Origin of the sequence: Aeromonas sp. R5-3 (genome assembly GCF_040908225.1) — a bacterium.
GTDB classification, from domain to species: Bacteria; Pseudomonadota; Gammaproteobacteria; order Enterobacterales; family Aeromonadaceae; genus Aeromonas; species Aeromonas dhakensis.
On the sequence record NZ_JBFODH010000015.1, the window covers coordinates 69,853 to 84,911 of the forward strand.

Here is a 15,059-nt window from a genome sequence, read left to right on the forward strand (position 1 = left end):
GCATCCATGGTGACCAAGGTAAAGTGCCCGACCTGCCAGACCGAGCTGGAATGGGGCCCGCAGAGCCCGTTTCGCCCGTTCTGCAGCAAGCGCTGCCAGCTGATCGATCTCGGCGAGTGGGCCGACGAGGAGAAGCGGATCCCGGGGGAAATAGACCCGGAGCTGCTGCCCTACCCCGAAGAGGGGGAGCAGTGGCAGTAAGCCAGCAAGCAAAAAGGGCCGATACGGCCCTTTTTATTTTGGTATGCACTGCGGCTCATATCAGCCCTGTGCGGCCAGCGATGCCTGCAGGCGCGTCACGATCGGGCCATTGGCGTCGGGGAAGTGATACTCATGCAGCGAGGCCAGCGGCACCCAGCGACACTCCTGCCCCTCCTTGCCAAACGGCTCACCGCTGAAGCGGGTCACCTTCCAGATATCCAGCAGTACCTGCTTGTCCGGGTAGTCGTGATGCAGCTCCATGAAGGGAGCGCAATCCTGTACCCGGATCCCGATCTCTTCCCACAGCTCCCTGTCCAGCGCGGTGAGCAGATCCTCTCCGGCCTCCACCTTGCCGCCGGGGAATTCCCAGCGATCCCCCTGATGACGATCGGCGGAGCGTCTGGCGATGAAGATATCGCCCCGTTCGTTCTCGATGACGCCGACCGCCACCCAGATCCGTTTCTTCTGTTCCATCATTGTCCTCAGCGTAAACATGGCAAACGGGCAATCCAGGGCGCCAGCCGGCGGGCCTGTGTTTCCCCTTGTGCCGTAAAGATATCCTGCCCCACATGCTCGCTCCCGTCCGGGGCGGGCAGCGGCCAGGGGATGGCGCCAGACGGCGTGAAGCAGCGGTCATGCACCAGACAGCTCGACGAGAGATAACCCCAGAGCCGGTCGCGCAAAAACCACTGGTCGATATTCGGCGTCTCCATGACGTCCGGCTGATAGGCTTCGAGCAGGGGCGCCAGTGGCGGCAACACACCGGCCACTCCACCCCACATACCCGCCAGCACCAGATCGGTATGACTCCACCAATCGCGCATGATATGAAACCAGCGCGTCGATGCAAGCCACTCCTGTACCGCCAGCCGCTCGCGTACACCCGGTACCGAATCCACATCCCGCACCAGAAAGCGTCCCACCCGCGGATCGTTGGCTACCTGAAAACGCCAGCAGAGGCGCCGACGCAAAGATTGACCGGCGGGTTGCAGCAACAGCTCGGCCCCCAGTTCGCGCAGCGCAGCGAGCAGCTCGGCGGGCACGCTCTCATCCACGTAGAAACGTACCCGCCAACCCGGATAGAGATAGGCGGCCGCCAGCACATTGTCGATGGCGCCCCGCAGGTAACGAGGGGCACTGCCCCACAGCGAGAAGGCGATGACATCCGGTTTGTCTGCCGCCAGCCAGGCCGACGGTGCGACTGCCGGCAGAGTCCAGTCTGACGGCGCCTTGTCGCTCACCCGAGCCTTTAGCTCCAGCGAGCGGGTTCCCGCCACGGCAGCCTCGGCGTGGCGCTCCAGCTTGGCCAGCGAGGCGCAGAGAGCATCCAGCGCATGGAAGTCGTCGGGGAGACGCTGCAACAGGGCCTGCAGCCGCGCCACCGCCTGTTCGTATTGACCGGACCGTGACAGACAAGAGCAGAGGTTGCGCAGCACCTCGTTGTTGCTAGGTTCGGCCTTGTGAGCCATCTCCAGTACTTGGGCCGCCGACGCCGGGTCACCGCACAAAAAGAGGTAATAGGCAAACTGCAGCTGCAGAGCCACCGGCTTGACCGCGCTGCCGTTGAGCCTCGCCAGCAGTTGCTGGATGGCAACCTGACGCTGGCCGGCCAGCCAGCTGGTGTGGGCCGCGGCATCCCAGCCCGTCGGCATCTTGCTCATGACGCTTCTCCTCGCTTGCCAGAAATGAATGCACCGCCCGGAGGCGGTGCATTCATGGTCATGGCGCTATCAGGTCAACTGACCGTGGCAGTGCTTGTATTTCTTGCCGGAGCCGCAGGGGCAGGGATCGTTGCGCCCCACCTTCTGCTCGTCCCGCACGAAGGTGACCGGGCCCGCTTCGGCCTGCTCTTCATCGGCCAGCTGGTTGTCGGCCGTCGCGTGGGTGTAGGTACGGGGAGCGGCTTCGGCCTGCTGGCGCTGCTGCTCTTCCATTGCCTCCACGTCGCGCTCCTGCACCTGTACCCGGCTCAGTATGCTGACCACGTCGCGCTTGAGGGTCTCCAGCATCTGGGTGAACAGATCGAAGGACTCGCGCTTGTACTCCTGCTTGGGGTTCTTCTGGGCGTAACCGCGCAGATGGATGCCCTGACGCAGGTGATCCATGGCCGCCAGATGCTCTTTCCACAGGCCGTCCAGGGTCTGCAACATGACCGCCTTCTCGAAGTTGCGCAGCACCTCTTTACCAACCAGCTCTTCCTTGTGGGCATAGAGCTTGGTGGCTTCATCCAGGATGCGCTCGCGCAGCTTCTCTTCATACAGCTTGTCGTCTTCCGCCAGCCACTGCTGCAGCGGCAGATCGAGGGCGAAATCAGACTTCAGGCGGGCTTCCAGACCCGGCACGTCCCACATCTCTTCCAGAGACTGGGGCGGGATGTACTCGTCGATGATGGCGCCGTAGACGTCATCACGGATGACGTGGATGGTCTCGGAGATGTCGCTGGTGTCCAGCAGCTCGTTGCGCTGCTCGTAGACCACCTTGCGCTGGTCGTTGGCCACGTCGTCAAACTCCAGCAGGCTCTTGCGGATGTCGAAGTTGCGACCTTCCACCTTGCGCTGGGCGTTCTCGATGGCCTTGGTCACCCAGGGGTGCTCGATGGCTTCGCCCTCTTCCATGCCCAGCTTCTTCATCATGCCGGTCACGCGATCGGAGGCGAAGATCCGCATCAGGGTATCTTCCATGGAGAGGTAGAAGCGGGAGGAGCCCGGGTCCCCCTGACGACCGGAACGGCCGCGCAGCTGGTTGTCGATACGACGGGACTCGTGACGCTCGGTACCGATAATGTGCAGACCACCGGCGGCCAGCACCGCATCGTGACGCACCTGCCAGGCGGCCTTCAGCTCGGCGATCTGCTCTTCGCTCGGGTTCTCCAGCTGGGCGATTTCCGCTTGCCAGTTGCCACCCAGCACTATGTCGGTACCACGACCGGCCATGTTGGTGGCGATGGTGACGGCGCCGGTCTGACCGGCCTGGGCGACGATCTCAGCTTCCATGGCGTGGAACTTGGCGTTCAGCACCTTGTGCGGGATCTTCTCCTTGGTCAGGATGCCGGAGAGCAGCTCGGAGTTCTCGATGGAGACGGTACCGACCAGCACCGGCTGGCCACGCTCGACGCAGCCGCGAATGTCTTCGATGATGGCGGCATACTTCTCGTTGGCGGTCAGGTAGACCAGATCGCCCATGTCCTTGCGCACCATCGGCTTGTTGGTCGGGATAACCACGGTATCCAGGCCATAAATCTGCTGGAATTCAAAGGCTTCGGTATCGGCTGTACCCGTCATGCCCGCCAGCTTGTCGTACAGACGGAAGTAGTTCTGGAAGGTGATGGAGGCCAGCGTCTGGTTCTCGTTCTGGATTTTCACCCCTTCCTTCGCCTCGACCGCCTGATGCAGACCGTCGGACCAGCGACGACCCGGCATGGTACGGCCGGTATGCTCGTCGACGATGACGATCTCGTCCTTCTGGACTATGTAGTCGACGTTGCGCTCAAACAGGGTGTGGGCACGCAGGCCGGCGTTGACGTGGTGCAGCAGGCTGATGTTGGTGGCGGAGAACAAGGAGTCATCCTCGGCCAGCAGCCCCTCTTTCTTGAGCAGCTCTTCCACGAAGATCTGGCCGTTCTCGGTCAGCAATGCCTGACGGTTCTTCTCGTCCACCGTGTAGTGGCCGTCGCCGGTGTACTCTTCAGAGTCTTCCTTGTCCTGCTTGACCAGCAGCGGGATCAGCTTGTTGACGCGGATGTAGAGCTCGGAGCTGTCTTCGGCTGGGCCGGAGATGATGAGCGGGGTACGAGCTTCATCGATGAGCACCGAGTCCACCTCATCCACCAGCGCGTAGTTGAGCGGACGCTGCACGCGCTGCTCGGGCGAGAACGCCATGTTGTCGCGCAGGTAGTCAAAACCGAATTCGTTGTTGGTACCGTAGGTGATGTCGGCGGCGTAGGCGTCGCGCTTCTGGGACGCATCCATGCCGGGCACGTTGCAGTCGACGGTCATGCCGAGGAAGGCGAACAGCGGGCGGTTCGCCTCGGCGTCACGCTTGGCCAGATAGTCGTTCACCGTCACCACGTGCACGCCGCGGCCGCTCAGGGCATTCAGGTAGGCCGGCAGGGTGGCGGTGAGGGTCTTACCTTCACCCGTTTTCATTTCGGCGATGCGGTTGGAGTTCAGCACCATGCCGCCTATCAGCTGCACGTCGAAATGACGCATGCCGAACACCCGACGGGAGGCTTCACGCACGGTGGCAAAGGCCTCCGGCAGCAGCTGCTCCAGCGTCTCACCCTGCTCCAGACGCTGACGATACTCGGCCGTCTTGGCCTGCAGCTGTGCATCGGACAGAGCTTCGAACTGCGGCTCCATCGCGTTGATCTGTTTTACAATTTTACGCAAAGCCTTGAGCGTTCTGTCGTTCCGGCTGCCGATAATCTTGGTAAGCAGTGTGCTAATCATGGGTACCAACTATTTCTGGTTATATAAGCGTTCCGTCACTGGAACCTGGAGAAAAAAACCTAACCCCGTCTGGCATTGAGAAAACGCGCGGGGTCCACCTGACGACCATCTTTCAACACTTCGTAATGCAAATGGACCCCGGTCGCGCGACCGGTGCGTCCCATCAAGGCAATTTTCTGGCCCTCATCGACCAGGGTGCCCACTTCGACCAGCAACTTGGAGTTGTGGGCATAGCGGGTCACCAGACCATTGCCGTGGTTGATCTCCACCATGTTGCCAAATTCCGGATGACGGCCCGCCCAGCTTACAACGCCCGGGCCCGTTGCCAGGATGGGGGTGCCGGGCTTGCCACGGAAATCTACCCCTTTGTGCATCTTGGCACGACCATTGAACGGATCGACCCGGCCACCGAAGCCAGAGGAGACCCAAACTCGCTCCTGCTTGACCGGAGTCCCGGAGATGAAACCGGCATCGGTTATATGGTGATTCATGATGAAAGATTCAAGTACCGACAGCTGCTCTTCACGACTGCTGAGCTGTTGGCTGAGATGCTTCATGGAGTCCTGCAGCTCGTTGAGGCTGACTTCCAGATCCGCATCATAGGAGGGACCGCCCATGGGGGGCAGCTCCTTGAAATTGAACTCCTCGGGGTCGAGGTCGGCTTTTTCGGTCAGCCGCTCTCCGAGTGCATTGAGTCGACCCAGCTGCCCCTGCATGGTGCCCACCTGGGCGGCCAGCATGGCAAGCTGTTCGCGGGCTTCGTCAGCCCCTTGCGTGGATTTTTGCTGTTCGGCCATGGCCAGCGCCACTTCCAGCGCGTCCATCTTTTGCTGCCAGCTCTGCCAGAGCCAGCCGCCCCCTAAGGCCAATACAGTGAAGAGGATACCGCCGACCCAGGCCAGACGTTGTTTGGGCAAGTGCAACCTGCGTCGCTGCTTACCGTGGAGGATCAGGGTAATGCTCATAGAAATCAGTCTGCTCGGTCAGGTGTGGCCATGGGCCGACACGGAAAATAAAACCGGGAGATAATCGGTATTACAGAATGGAGTAAACAAATGACGGAACGTCGGTGCGGAGAGAGGACCGACGTTCCGTTGCACGGCTATCAGGCCAGAACCAGACCGTTATCGTAGTAAGCGATAGGCGCTTTGTCGCCCTCACCCTCGAAGGTCACCAGTTCCCAGGCCTCCTGCTTGGCCAGCAAGGCACGCAGCAGTTTGTTGTTCAGGGCATGGCCGGTCTTGTAGGCACGGAATTCGCCAATGATGCTGCGATTGCACATGTACAGATCGCCAATCGCATCCAGCATCTTGTGTTTGACGAATTCGTCTTCGTAGCGCAGACCATCTTCGTTCAACACCCTGTAGTCATCCAGCACCACAGCGTTTTCCAGGCTGCCGCCCAGCGCCAGGTTCTGGGAACGCAGGTACTCGATGTCACGCATGAAGCCGAAGGTACGGGCACGGCTGATCTCTTTCACGAAAGAGGCACCGGAGAAGTCCAGCACGCAACGCTGATTGCGTCCTTCAAATACCGGATGCTGGAAGTCGATCTCGAGATCCATCTTGAAGCCGTTGCGATAGGGGTGGAATTCCGCCCACTTGTCGCCGTCTTCAACACGGATGCTCTGCTTGATCCGCACAAACTGCTTGGGGGCATTCTGTTCACGGATACCAACTTCTTGCAGCAGGTAGATAAAGGGGTGCGCACTGCCGTCCATCACCGGGATCTCGGGCGCATCAACCTCGACATAGAGATTGTCGATGCCCATCCCGGCCAGTGCGGCAGAGAGGTGCTCAATGGTAGAGACACGGACACCGGCTTCGTTCACCAGAGCGGTACAAAGCACGGTATCACGCACCTGATCGGCATTGGCTGGCAGCTCTACCACAGGATTCAGATCGGTACGCAAGTAAACGATCCCTGTGTTAACAGGCGCCGGACGGAACGTCATTGTGACTTTCCGGCCCGAATGCAGGCCGACACCGGTGGCCTGGACACTCGTTTTCAAGGTTCTTTGTCTAATCATGGGCGTATCCGCTTAACAGCTCAAATTCCTGACCAGATGGTCGTGGGCAGGCCATCTTAGCACATTCCTTAAGCAACAAGCAAACCAGCGTCATTAGAGGCTTAGTCGGCTTGCTTGCGCAGGAACGCAGGAATATCGAGATAATCCGGTTCGCGACGAGCTTGCGGCTCGGCGTTCACCACCTTGGCCGGCGCCTCTTCCATCACGCGAGACTGCAGGGCTTCGCTGATCAGGGGCTGACGAGCCGGACGTTCCTGGACCATGTTGTTCTTCACCAAGGTGATGTCCGGCTTGCGCTCGGCACCGATACCGGTAGCAACCACGGTCACGCGCAGTTCATCGTGCATTTCCGGGTCGATTACGGTACCCACCACCACGGTGGCGTTCTCGGAGGCGAAGGCCTTGACCGCGTTACCCACGGTTTCGAACTCTTCGATGGTCATGTCCATGCCGGCAGTGATGTTGACCAGGATGCCGCGGGCACCGGCCAGATCCACGTCTTCCAGCAGCGGGCTGGAGATGGCCTTCTCGGCCGCTTCTTCGGCACGGTCATCACCGGAGGCGGAACCGGTACCCATCATGGCGGTACCCATCTCGCGCATCACGGTACGTACGTCCGCGAAGTCGACGTTGATCAGACCCGGACGGGTGATCAGCTCGGCAATGCCCTGTACCGCACCCAGCAGCACATCGTTGGCCGCCTTGAAGGCGTCCAGCAGGGAGATGCCACGACCCAGCACCTTCAGCAACTTGTCGTTGGGGATGGTGATCAGGGAGTCGACGTTCTTGGACAACTCTTCGATACCGTGAGCGGCAAAGCCCATCCGTTTTTTCCCTTCGAAGGAGAACGGCTTGGTTACGACAGCAACTGTCAGGATACCCATCTCGCGGGCCACTTCGGCCACGATCGGGGCAGCACCGGTACCGGTACCGCCACCCATGCCGGCGGCGATGAACACCATGTCGGAGCCGGTCAGCAGCTCGCGCAGTGCTTCCCGATCTTCCATGGCCGCGTCACGACCCACTTCCGGGTTGGCCCCGGCACCCAGACCCTTGGTGATGCCACCGCCGATCTGCAGGGTTGTGTTGGCACTGGAGTTGCGCAGCGCCTGGGCGTCGGTGTTGACGGTAATGAACTCGACACCTTCGATGTTTTGACGAACCATGTGTTCGACCGCGTTGCCGCCGCCACCACCCACACCAATCACTTTGATGACGGCTTCGTCAGTGTGGCTATCCATAAATTCAAACATGTTGTCTCTCCGCTTTATTTGCCTGACTCAGCAAAATCTTTTAGAACTCGCCACGCAACCAGTTGCTGACCCGTTTGACCAGCCCACCTACGCTTGCCTTGGCGGCATATTCCTTGCTACTGCCGGTGGATTGATGGGTGCGGCCATACTGCAGCAACCCGACCGCGGTCGAGTACACAGGCGCCTGCACGTAATCACTCAATCCCCGGATATTCATGGGCTCCCCTACCCGGACCTGGCTCTGGAAGATCTGCTCTGCGCACTCCACAATGCCTTCGATCTGGGCAGCGCCGCCGGTCAAGACCACACCGGCTGCAAGCTGATGCTTGACCCCCTGCGCTTTCAATTCGCTTTGTACCCGCACCAGCTCATCATTCACCATGGAGAGCAACTCGGTGTAACGGGGCTCGATCACTTCAGCCAGTGTCTGCCGCTGCAGGCTGCGCGCCGGACGACCGCCGACACTGGGTACTTCAATATTGTCTTCCTTGCTGACCAGCCGGCCCAGGGCGCAGCCGTAGCGCACTTTGATCGCCTCCGCATCCAGCGGCGGAGTGCCGAAGGCGTAGGCGATGTCGCTGGTCACCGTGCTGCCGGCGTACGGGATCACCTTGGTGTGACGCAGGGCACCGCCGGTAAACAGCGACATGTCCATGGTGCCACCACCGATGTCCACCACGCAGACACCCAGCTCCTTCTCGTCTTCGGTCAGCACGGCGTAGCTGGACGCCAGCGCGGAGAAGATCAGCTGATCCACCCGCAGACCCACCTTCTCAACGCACTTCTCGATGTTGCGAGCCATGTCGTTGTGGCAGGTGATCAGGTGCACCTTGGCGGCCATCCGCACGCCGGACAGACCGACCGGGTTCTTGATCCCTTCCTGGTAGTCGATGGCGAACTCCTGAGGCAGCACGTGCAGCACCCGTAGCTCATCGGACAACCGAACCGACTTGGCGGTGTGGATGACGTTGTCCACGTCTTCCTGAGTCACCTCTTCATCGGAGATGGGCACCATGCCGGTTTCGTTACGGCAGTCGATGTGCTTGCCGGAAAGCCCCAGATAGACGGAGCTGATCTGGCAGTCGGCCATCATCTCGGCCTCTTCCACCGCACGGCGCAGGGACTTGACCACGGAATCGAGATCGTTGACCCCGCCCTTGTCCATGCCACGAGAGGCGTGACTGCCCATGCCGATGACATTGAGCTCACCGTCTGGCAGCACTTCGCCAACCAGAACCGCCACCTTGGTTGTGCCGATATCCAGTCCGACAATCAGATTTCTATCTGCGGTTTTGGTCATTCACTTTCTCTTCGTTCTTCTTCCAGCCAACTGCCATCCCGGTGTCGTATCGAAGATCCACGTAAGCAACCCGCTCACGGGGCTCGATGACCGGAAAGGCATCGATAAACCGCTGCAGTCGAAGCGCGATATCCGAGCGCCCCAAAAACAGCTGAATGTTGCCATCCAGGGTCAGTTCCCAGGCATGGCGAGGGGTCAGATTCACCCCCAGCAGCTTGTATCCTCTGGCCGCCAGCTGCGCCTCGTACTGACGGCTGGCCTCCAGCACCTTGACGGCCTGATCTTCTGGCCCGGACAGCTGCATCAGGGGGGTCTTCACCCTGTCCGGCGCACTGAACACCTCACCCTTGGTGTTGACGAAGCGGTTGCCATTCCAGCGTGCCGCCACCGCCTGTTCGGTGAGATAGACCTTGATCTTGTTGGGCCACTTCTTGCGTACCGAGACCTGGGCCACCCAAGGCAAGGCGTTCAACCGCGCCTGCAATTCGTTCACATCCAACTCGAAAAAGTTGCGCAGTTCGGCGCCATCCATTACGGCGCTGCGCAGTTCATCGGTTTGCAAATACTGGTGTTGCCCCTGCAGCAACAGCTCGCTCATGGGCAACCGATTGGCATCCGTCAGCCAATCTTTAACATCCAGCGCGGTCTGGTAGAGGCCCCACATGACCAGGAGGAAAAATCCCACCCCGGCGATGAAGCCTCCCTTGGTGCGCCCTTGTGCCCTTGCCTCCACCCGATCGATCCCCGTTTAACGCGCCATGCCGGCCCTTTGCAGGCCGGTTCGCCATTATATAGGCCCCGGCTTGGCGGTCAAAATACTCATTGGGCCCTCAGGCGCCGGATTTCATGCTCTCGATGCTCAATTTCATCTCGCCGAGACGCCGTGCCAGCGCCCCGACGTTCCCTGCCCCCTGGGTCAGCACCAGATCGCCCTCGCCGATCAGGCCGGCCAGTACCGCCGGCACATCGTCCGGCGTCGCGACAAAGATGGGTTCCAGACTGCCGCGGGAGCGGATGGAGCGGCACAGGGCGCGGCCATCGGCGCCCGGAATAGGCTCTTCACCGGCGGCATAGACCTCCAGCATCACCAGCACGTCCACCTTGGAGAGCACGTCCGCGAAGTCTTCATAGAGATCTCGGGTACGGGTGTAGCGGTGCGGCTGGAACACCATCACCAGTCGCTTCTCGGGCCAGCCGGCGCGAGCGGCGTTGATGGTGACCTTGACCTCGCTCGGGTGGTGACCGTAGTCGTCCACCAGCATGGCCTTGCCGCGGCCGGTCTCGAACTCGCCATATTGCTGGAAGCGGCGACCCACCCCTTCAAACTTGGCCAGCGCCCGGATGATGGCATCATCGCCGATCCCGTCCTCGGTGGCGACCGCAATCGCCGCCGCGGCATTGAGGGCGTTGTGGATGCCGGGCAGATTGAGGGTTACCTCCAGCTCGCCGGCATCCTTGCGACGGACCCGGAAACGGCTGCGGTTGCTGGTCTGCACGAAGTCCAGCACCTGCACGTCGGCATCATCACTCAGGCCATAGGTGATGGTGGGACGCGCGATCTCCGGCAGCATGCCGCGGATCACAGGGTCATCCACGCACACCACGGCCAGCCCGTAGAACGGCAGATTGTGCAAAAAGTCGATGAAGGTGGCCTTCAGCTTGGAGAAGTCGCCACCATAGGTGTCCATGTGATCCGCTTCAATGTTGGTCACGATGGAGACCATCGGCTGCAGATGCAGGAAGGAGGCGTCGCTCTCGTCCGCTTCGGCAATCAGATAGCGGCTGCTGCCCAGGCGGGCATTGGTGCCGGCGCTATTGAGCAGGCCACCGATTACGAAGGTCGGATCCCGGTCCGCTTCGGCATAGATGCTCGCCACCAGACTGGTGGTGGTGGTCTTGCCGTGGGTGCCGGCGATGGCGATACCATGGCGGAAACGCATCAGCTCGGCCAGCATCTCGGCGCGGCGCACCACAGGAATGCGCAGCTCGCGGGCAGCCAGCAGCTCGGGGTTGTCCTGCTTGATGGCGGTAGAGACCACCACCACGCTCGCCTCGTTCACGTGCTCGGCACTGTGGCCCACGAAGATGTGGGCACCGAGGGACTCGAGCCGTTCGGTTACCGCATTGCGGGCCAGATCCGAGCCGGTCACCTGATACCCTTCGTTGGCAAGGACTTCAGCGATACCGCCCATCCCGGCCCCACCGATGCCGATGAAGTGAATGCGACGCACCCGGCGCATTTCAGGGATAACGGTACGCAGTTTTGCCAGTTCAACCTTGGTCATAATCATCTCTCGCTCTGCCCGGTCGCCAGGCGTTTGCACTCATCGGCGACCCGCTCGGCGGCATCGATGATGGCGACGCGACGGGCGGCCTGGGCCATGTTCAATAGGGTTTCCCTGCGCCCGGCAAGCCAGGAGAGACGCGCAGCCAGCGAGGCCGTGGTCAGCTCGGATTGGGGCAGGAATTCAGCCGCACCGCCGTCGACCAGAGTCAGGGCGTTGCGGGTCTGGTGATCATCCACCGCGTGGGGCAGCGGCACAAAAATGGCGGCAACCCCGGCGGCGGCGACTTCGGAGACGGTCAGCGCCCCGGCCCGGCACACCACCAGGTCTGCCCAGGCATAGGCACCGGCCATGTCCTTGATAAATTCACTTACCTCGGCCGCAACGCCCTGCTTGGCGTAGGCCTCGGCCACGGCATCGCGATTGCCCTTGCCGCACTGGTGACGCACCTCGATGGGCACACCGGCCGCCGCCACTGCCGGCGGCACCTGCTCGTTGAGCACCCGGGCCCCCAGGCTGCCACCGACGATCAGCAGCCGCAGCGGCTCTGCACTGCTGCGCAGTTGCGGATCCGGCAGGGCCACCACTTCGGGGCGCACCGGGTTGCCCACCACGGCGGTGCGACGGCTCGGCGCAAAGGCGCCCGGGAAGGCCATCAGCACCCGCTTGGCGAGGCGAGCCAGCAGCTTGTTGGTCATGCCGGCCGCGGCATTCTGCTCATGCAGCAGCAACGGGATGCCGGACAGCCAGGCGGCCACGCCACCCGGACCGGAGGCAAAACCGCCCATGCCGAGCACCACGTCGGGGCGAATGGTTTTGAGCACCCGGCGCGCCTGCAGCACGGATTTTACGATGCGATAGGGGGCCGCCAGCAGCCGCTTGATGCCATTGCCACGCACCCCCTGGATATCGATGAAGGAGATGGGATAACCATGGGCAGGCACCAGCTCCGCCTCCATCCGGTCGGCGGTGCCGAGCCAGTGAATGGTCCAGCCCTGGGCCTTGAGGCGATCGGCCACGGCCAAACCGGGGAACACGTGGCCCCCGGTACCGCCTGCCATCACCAACAGCGTCTTGCTCACTAAACCTCCCGCACGCGCGCCTGGGCACTGGCCTGACGCAACTCGAAATCGATACGAATCAACATGCTCACCGCCACCATCATGATGATGAGGCTCGAACCACCATAACTGACCAGCGGCAGGGTCAGACCCTTGGTCGGCATCATGCCGCTGGCGGCGCCGACGTTGACGAAGGTCTGGAAGCTGAACCAGATGCCGATGCCGATGGCCAGATAGCCTTCATACAGCCGCTCCGCCACCAGCGCCTGGTGACCCAGCTTGAGCGCCTTGACCGAGAGCGCGAAGATGAGGAAGAGCGCGCCCAGCACGCCCACATACCCCAGCTCTTCACCCAAGATCGCAAACACGAAGTCGGTGTGCGCCTCCGGCAGGTACTCCATCTTCTGGATGGAGTTGCCCAGCCCCTCGCCAAACCAGCTGCCACGACCGAAGGCCATCAGCGACTGGGTCAGCTGGTAGCCGCTGCCAAATGGATCGGCCCAGGGGTCGAGGAAGGAGGTGACCCGCCGCATCCGGTAGGGCTCGGCGATGATCAGGGTCACTACCGCGCTCACCCCCACCAGGATGAGGCCGATGAACTGTACCAGGCGGGCGCCGGCCAGAAACAGCATGCCCAGCGACGTCACGAACATCACCACCACAGAACCCAGGTCAGGCTGTGCCAGCAGCAGGATGGCCACCACGAACAGCACCGCCATCGGCTTCATGAAGCCGATGAAGCGCTCGCGCACCTCGCTCTGGCGGCGTACCAGGTAGCCGGCCAGATAGACAAACAATGCCAGCTTGCCAAACTCGGCCGGCTGCAGGTTGAAGGGGCCGAGCGGCAACCAGCGCACCGAGCCGTTGACGCTGCGCCCCACCAGCAGCACCAGCACCAGCATGACGATGGCCAGCAGCAGCATGGGGCCGTTGTAGTGTTGCCAGCGGGCCATGGGTACCTGCAGTACGAACCAGGAGACCCCGAGCGCCATCAGCAAGAACAGGCCATGGCGCTTCACGAACATGAAGGGATCGTTGTTGATGGCGATCCCCTCTGGGATCGAGGCAGAGGCCACGATCACCAGACCCACCGCCATCAGCGCCAGCGCCAGCACCACCAGCTGCCGGTCGTAAAGACCGGCAGGGCGTGCCGGCAACAACCAGCGCTGCAGGAAGCCCGCTACTGCGCGCAGGGCGTTCATAAGGCCATCACCAGCTCGGTGAAACGATCACCGCGCGCTTCGAAAGACTTGAACTGGTCCAGGCTGGCGCAGGCGGGTGCCAGCAGCACCCAGTCGCCTGGCCTGGCATCGGCAGCCGCCTTGGCGACCGCGGCATCGAGATCGGCAACCCGCTCGGTCTGCTCACCCAGCGCCAGCAGCACCTCGGCATCCTGGCCGAAACAGTACATGTGATCGATCTGGCTGCCGAGCAGCGCCTGCACCGGGCCGAAATCCTGCCCCTTGCCCTGACCGCCAGCCAGCAGCAGCAGACGGCCTTTCACCGATTCACGCACCCCGGCCACGGCGGCCAGGGTAGCCCCCACGTTGGTGGCCTTGGAGTCGTTGATCCAGCGCACCCCGTTCACCTCGCGCACGAAGCGGGCGCGGTGCGGCAACCCCTCGAAGCGGCGCAGCACGGCGAGCTGGGGCTCTCGCGGAATGCCCACCGCATCGCACAGAGCCATGGCGGCCAGGGCGTTGGCCTGGTTGTGGGCACCGACGATCTTCATCTCGTCCACCGCCAGCAACGGCTCGCCGTGCAGGGTCAACCACTGGCGACCCTCCAACTCACAACGGCCGTAACCGTTGCAGTCGAGACCGAAGCTCTGCCACACCTGACCCACATCGGGCAGGGTCTGGGCATCGTCACGATTGACCAGAATGTGCTGGGAGTGCTGATGGATCTCCATCTTGGCGGCGCGGTAGTCGGCCATGCCCTGATAGCGATCCATATGATCTTCACTGAGGTTCAACACCACGGAAGCGGCGGCGCGCAGGCTGTGGGTGGTCTCCAGCTGGAAGCTGGAGAGCTCCAGCACGCAGAGATCCATCGGCTGCTTGAGCTGCTCAAGCGCCGGCGTGCCGATGTTGCCACCAACGCCCACCTTGAGGCCGGCTTCGGCGATCATCTCGCCCACCAGGGTAGTCACAGTGCTCTTGCCGTTGGAGCCGGTGATGGCGATGACCGGCACTTCGGTATCGCGCACGAACAGTTCGATGTCACCGACGATCTGCACCCCGCACTCGGCGGCGGCTTTCAGCTCGGGGGTGGCCAAGGCGATGCCTGGGCTCGCCACTATCATGTGCGCCTGCTTGAGGCGCTCGCCGTCCAGCCCGTGAATGAGCTCCACCTCGGGTGGCAGCTGATCCTTGCCGGGCGGGTTGGCGCGGGTGTCCATCACCAGCGGCGTGACGCCACGGCCGAGGAAGTAGTCGACGCAGGAGAGTCCGGTTTTGCCGAGTCCGATGATGATGACCAT

General features: G+C 62.0%; 13 protein-coding genes. 1 reads left to right on the top strand and 12 read right to left on the bottom strand.

From position 1 onward, the window contains the following. Positions 1-6 precede the first annotated feature (6 nt). Entirely contained in the window at positions 7-201 is a 195-nt protein-coding gene (yacG, locus tag AB5Y95_RS06845; protein WP_005305661.1) for a DNA gyrase inhibitor YacG, read from the top strand. Between the two features lie 60 nt (positions 202-261). On the opposite strand, the gene mutT is transcribed toward yacG, so the two are convergent. From mutT to murD, 12 genes are all read right to left on the bottom strand, one after another. After that, the gene (mutT, locus tag AB5Y95_RS06850) at positions 262-675 is read right to left on the bottom strand and encodes an 8-oxo-dGTP diphosphatase MutT (protein WP_005305665.1); all 414 of its coding nucleotides are present in this window, start codon (positions 673-675) and stop codon (positions 262-264) included. Between the two features lie 8 nt (positions 676-683). Further along, a complete protein-coding gene (locus tag AB5Y95_RS06855; protein WP_368160217.1) occupies positions 684-1,862 on the bottom strand; it encodes a tetratricopeptide repeat protein in 1,179 nt (392 codons plus the stop codon). Positions 1,863-1,931: 69 nt separating this feature from the next. Beyond that, a complete protein-coding gene (secA, locus tag AB5Y95_RS06860) occupies positions 1,932-4,649 on the bottom strand; it encodes a preprotein translocase subunit SecA (protein WP_010635954.1) in 2,718 nt (905 codons plus the stop codon). A gap of 59 nt (positions 4,650-4,708) precedes the next feature. Next, positions 4,709-5,614 (bottom strand): M23 family metallopeptidase, encoded by a 906-nt coding sequence (locus AB5Y95_RS06865; protein WP_005305673.1) that lies wholly within the window; start codon positions 5,612-5,614, stop codon positions 4,709-4,711. Positions 5,615-5,754: 140 nt separating this feature from the next. Further along, positions 5,755-6,678, bottom strand: a complete 924-nt coding sequence (gene lpxC, locus AB5Y95_RS06870) for a UDP-3-O-acyl-N-acetylglucosamine deacetylase (RefSeq protein ID WP_011707578.1) — start codon at positions 6,676-6,678, stop codon at positions 5,755-5,757. Positions 6,679-6,779: 101 nt separating this feature from the next. Continuing rightward, positions 6,780-7,931: a cell division protein FtsZ gene (ftsZ, locus tag AB5Y95_RS06875; protein ID WP_005305686.1), complete on the bottom strand. Its 1,152-nt coding sequence runs from the start codon at positions 7,929-7,931 to the stop codon at positions 6,780-6,782. A gap of 40 nt (positions 7,932-7,971) precedes the next feature. Next, positions 7,972-9,231 carry a cell division protein FtsA gene (gene ftsA, locus AB5Y95_RS06880; protein WP_005305690.1) on the bottom strand — a complete coding sequence of 420 codons (1,260 nt, stop codon included), beginning with the start codon at positions 9,229-9,231 and terminating at the stop codon, positions 7,972-7,974. Continuing rightward, positions 9,212-9,964, bottom strand: a complete 753-nt coding sequence (locus AB5Y95_RS06885; RefSeq protein WP_244364977.1) for a cell division protein FtsQ/DivIB — start codon at positions 9,962-9,964, stop codon at positions 9,212-9,214. Before AB5Y95_RS06885 ends, ftsA begins: the two co-directional genes overlap by 20 nt. A 97-nt stretch (positions 9,965-10,061) precedes the next feature. Next, positions 10,062-11,516, bottom strand: a complete 1,455-nt coding sequence (gene murC / locus AB5Y95_RS06890) for a UDP-N-acetylmuramate--L-alanine ligase (protein WP_368160220.1) — start codon at positions 11,514-11,516, stop codon at positions 10,062-10,064. A 2-nt stretch (positions 11,517-11,518) separates the two neighbouring features. Further along, the gene (gene murG / locus AB5Y95_RS06895) at positions 11,519-12,598 is read right to left on the bottom strand and encodes an undecaprenyldiphospho-muramoylpentapeptide beta-N-acetylglucosaminyltransferase (protein WP_010635949.1); all 1,080 of its coding nucleotides are present in this window, start codon (positions 12,596-12,598) and stop codon (positions 11,519-11,521) included. Then, positions 12,598-13,779, bottom strand: coding sequence for a cell division protein FtsW (ftsW, locus tag AB5Y95_RS06900; protein ID WP_005305703.1), 1,182 nt, complete (start codon positions 13,777-13,779; stop codon positions 12,598-12,600). The genes murG and ftsW overlap by 1 nt, the downstream gene beginning before the upstream one ends. Next, positions 13,776-15,059, bottom strand: coding sequence for a UDP-N-acetylmuramoyl-L-alanine--D-glutamate ligase (gene murD / locus AB5Y95_RS06905; protein WP_368160223.1), 1,284 nt, complete (start codon positions 15,057-15,059; stop codon positions 13,776-13,778). Before murD ends, ftsW begins: the two co-directional genes overlap by 4 nt.

Excerpts from the sequence above, each read along its gene's own strand:
- AB5Y95_RS06865 (WP_005305673.1), bottom strand. The coding sequence starts at position 5,614 with ATGAGCATTACCCTGATCCTCCACGGTAAGCAGCGACGCAGGTTGCAC.
- ftsZ (WP_005305686.1), bottom strand. The coding sequence starts at position 7,931 with ATGTTTGAATTTATGGATAGCCACACTGACGAAGCCGTCATCAAAGTG.
- mutT (WP_005305665.1), bottom strand. The coding sequence starts at position 675 with ATGGAACAGAAGAAACGGATCTGGGTGGCGGTCGGCGTCATCGAGAAC.
- AB5Y95_RS06855 (WP_368160217.1), bottom strand. The coding sequence starts at position 1,862 with ATGAGCAAGATGCCGACGGGCTGGGATGCCGCGGCCCACACCAGCTGG.
- lpxC (WP_011707578.1), bottom strand. The coding sequence starts at position 6,678 with ATGATTAGACAAAGAACCTTGAAAACGAGTGTCCAGGCCACCGGTGTC.
- murD (WP_368160223.1), bottom strand. The coding sequence starts at position 15,059 with ATGGTCATCATCATCGGACTCGGCAAAACCGGACTCTCCTGCGTCGAC.
- ftsW (WP_005305703.1), bottom strand. The coding sequence starts at position 13,779 with ATGAACGCCCTGCGCGCAGTAGCGGGCTTCCTGCAGCGCTGGTTGTTG.
- secA (WP_010635954.1), bottom strand. The coding sequence starts at position 4,649 with ATGATTAGCACACTGCTTACCAAGATTATCGGCAGCCGGAACGACAGA.
- murC (WP_368160220.1), bottom strand. The coding sequence starts at position 11,516 with ATGACCAAGGTTGAACTGGCAAAACTGCGTACCGTTATCCCTGAAATG.
- yacG (WP_005305661.1), top strand. The coding sequence starts at position 7 with ATGGTGACCAAGGTAAAGTGCCCGACCTGCCAGACCGAGCTGGAATGG.
- ftsA (WP_005305690.1), bottom strand. The coding sequence starts at position 9,231 with ATGACCAAAACCGCAGATAGAAATCTGATTGTCGGACTGGATATCGGC.